This window comes from Arsenicibacter sp. R0_47, from assembly GCF_057652235.1.
The window spans coordinates 1-3,057 of the sequence record NZ_JBYFCJ010000081.1 but is presented as its reverse complement, the minus strand read 5'-3'; the positions used below and the strand labels follow the sequence as shown (position 1 = coordinate 3,057).

General features: G+C 47.5%; 2 protein-coding genes. Both read left to right on the top strand.

Annotated features, from left to right (window positions below):
• The first annotated feature begins 51 nt into the window (after positions 1 to 51).
• Positions 52 to 816: a grasp-with-spasm system SPASM domain peptide maturase gene (gwsS, locus tag AC23NW_RS35980; protein ID WP_487455513.1), complete on the top strand. Its 765-nt coding sequence runs from the start codon at positions 52 to 54 to the stop codon at positions 814 to 816.
• Entirely contained in the window at positions 813 to 3,053 is a 2,241-nt protein-coding gene (locus AC23NW_RS35975; RefSeq protein ID WP_487455511.1) for a peptidase domain-containing ABC transporter, read from the top strand. Before gwsS ends, AC23NW_RS35975 begins: the two co-directional genes overlap by 4 nt.
• Positions 3,054 to 3,057 lie beyond the last annotated feature (4 nt).

Genomic DNA, 3,057 nt, shown 5'->3' with positions numbered 1-3,057 from the left:
TCGATCAGTTTGCGGATGATTTTAACTCACTAATCGAATTTATGACCATGCATAGGGTTTTATGAGAAAGCCCTGATCATTGATATTGATCAATACTCAACACATGATTTTGAGCAGATTTTCCGGCAGTTAGACGGCTTAGGCTGCAAACACATACAGGTCAGAAGTTATTATACATTACCCCTGCCAACCCTTGAGAACGTATTAAAAGCCTTAGACGGACTGCGGATAATTTCGGTCGATTTGCTGACCAAAGCAACGGATAGTTATACAAATGAATGTTTAGCAAATTTGTTCATTTCGTACCCGCGTTTGCTACAGCTCGTATTCCACTCCGCCGATGCTATACACGTTGATAAACAGTCTGAATTGTCAAAATACCCTATTGTTTATACACGGCAGCCAATAACTGATCAATCGCACTGCGGGCTGATAGGGCCTGATTATTTTTCAGCTACCCTTACTACATTTCTTGAGTCACAGCAACATAACACGTGTCTGAACCGAAAAATTGCGGTTGATGCGGCGGGGTACATTAAAAATTGTCCGTCGTTTTCCCGGCATTTCGGGCATGTCAGTGATACACTCTTAGCGGATGCTCTTCAGGATACTGAGTTTACTACGCTCTGGACGATCCATAAAGATCAGGTAGCTATTTGTCGGGACTGTGAGTTCAGGCATATATGCACGGATTGCCGGGCGTATGTTCAAAAGCCCGAAAATATCTATTCGAAACCTGCCAAATGTAGCTACGATCCGTATACGGCTCAGTGGGCCGCAGAAAATCCCACCAACAACCCACTGTACGGCCAATGAAATCATTTCCTTTTTTTCGTCAGTACGATTCTATGGACTGTGGCCCTACGTGCCTGCGCATGGTGGCAAAGTATTATGGTAAATCGTTTCAGATACAGGGATTACGGCAGCAGAGTGGCATTGCCAGGGATGGCGTTTCAATCAGAGGCATTTCGGAGGCGGCCGAGGGGATTGGTTTTCGTACGATGCCGGTTAGCGTTCCGCTGGAGAAACTGAGACAGGATGCTCCTTTACCCTGTATCGTTCACTGGCAGCAAAACCACTTTGTGGTGGTTTATGCGTTTAAAACAGCACGGTTCCGTAAGGTTTTTAACAGAGCAAAAGCGGCAGGGGGGGGACTACAAAGCGTCGAGGTATGTATTGCCGATCCTGGTAAAGGATTACGCACGATTTCGGTGGCCGAATTTTGTGAAAGCTGGGTCAGTACTACCGACATACACGGAAATCCTGCCGGAGTCGCGCTTTTGCTTGAGCCAACACCTGCTTTTTACCAAACCACTGAAGAGGCCCGGCAAGGACTTGGACTTGGCCGTTTGTTAGGCTATTTGCGGCCTTACCGGCATTTAATAGGTCAATTAGGACTTGGGTTGTTAGTAGGCAGTGGCCTGCAGTTGTTGTTGCCTTTTCTGACGCAATCCATTGTCGATATCGGAATTAATACCGAAAATCTGAACTTTATTTACCTGGTTTTAGCCGCTCAGTTAGCCCTGATGATTGGCCGGACAGCGGTTGATTTTCTGCGTTCCTGGATTCTGCTCCACCTCAGTACCCGCGTCAACATCGCCATTCTGACTGATTTTCTGGTTAAGCTGATGCGTTTGCCGATGTCGTTTTTTGATAGCAAAAACTTTGGTGATTTGTTGCAACGCGTTAACGACCACCACCGCATCGAATCGTTTCTGACCGGTCAAACGCTTCAAACGGTGTTTTCATTGGTCAATCTGCTGGTGCTCGGGTTCGTACTGGTGTTTTACAACAGCACTATTTTCAGTTTGTTTGCAATCGGTAGTTTGTGTTATGCCGGTTGGGTAGTTTTGTTTTTACGGCAGCGCCGGCAGCTCGATATGCGGTATTTTGAGGTAGCGGCTAAAAACCAAAGTAGCCTGGTGCAGATTCTGAACGGAATGCAGGAGATTAAACTGCACAATGCCGAGCAAACCCGCCGATGGGAATGGGAGCGCTTGCAAGCGCGGTTGCTTGCCTTACAGATTCGGGGGCTGTCGCTTAGTCAGTTTCAGCAGGCAGGAGCCGTTGTTCTCAACGAAGGCAAAAATATTCTGATTACGTTTGTGGCCGCCCGTGCCGTTTTAGACGGCCAAATGACACTTGGCGCTATGTTGGCCGTACAATACATTATTGGTCAGTTAAATGCCCCGGTCGAGCAACTGATTGCATTCCTGAAATCGGCTCAGGATGCGCAGCTAAGCCTTGAACGATTGAATGAAATTCATCAGTTGACCGATGAAGAACCGCAGGGGCAGCTGTTTATGGATACCTTACCCCGGCAGCGGGGTATACGCCTGAACAAGGTATCGTTTACTTATCCAGGCGCAGGTAATGAACCGGTTTTACGTGATATTAATCTGCTCATCCCGGCAGGGAAAGTAACAGCTATTGTGGGCATGAGCGGTAGCGGTAAAACTACGCTGCTCAAATTACTACTTCGCTTCTACGAGCCGCAGCGAGGTGATATTTATGTTGGGGAGACCCGCCTGCAAGCCTTGAGTCACCGTTTCTGGCGGAGCTATTGCGGGGCAGTGATGCAGGATGGATATATTTTCTCGGATACAATTGCCCGCAATATTGCGGTGAATGAAGACTACCCTGATCCCGAACGGCTTTGGCAGGCTATCGAAACGGCCAATATTTCAGATTTGATCGAAAAGCTTCCGCTTGGCCTAAATACCAAAATCGGAGCAGAGGGCAACGGCATCAGTCAGGGGCAGAAACAGCGCATCCTGATTGCCAGGGCCGTTTACAAAGACCCGCAGTATCTCTTTTTCGATGAGGCAACGAATGCACTGGATGCCCGGAATGAGCGGGTAATTCTGGAAAACTTACAGACATTTTTTCAGGGCAGAACCGTTGTTGTGGTAGCCCACAGGCTCAGTACAGTACGGAATGCTGATCAAATTGTTGTACTCGACAGAGGTATGATTACCGAAACAGGGCTTTCTCATAAAACCCTATGCATGGTCATAAATTCGATTAGTGAGTTAAAATCATCCGCAAACTGATCGA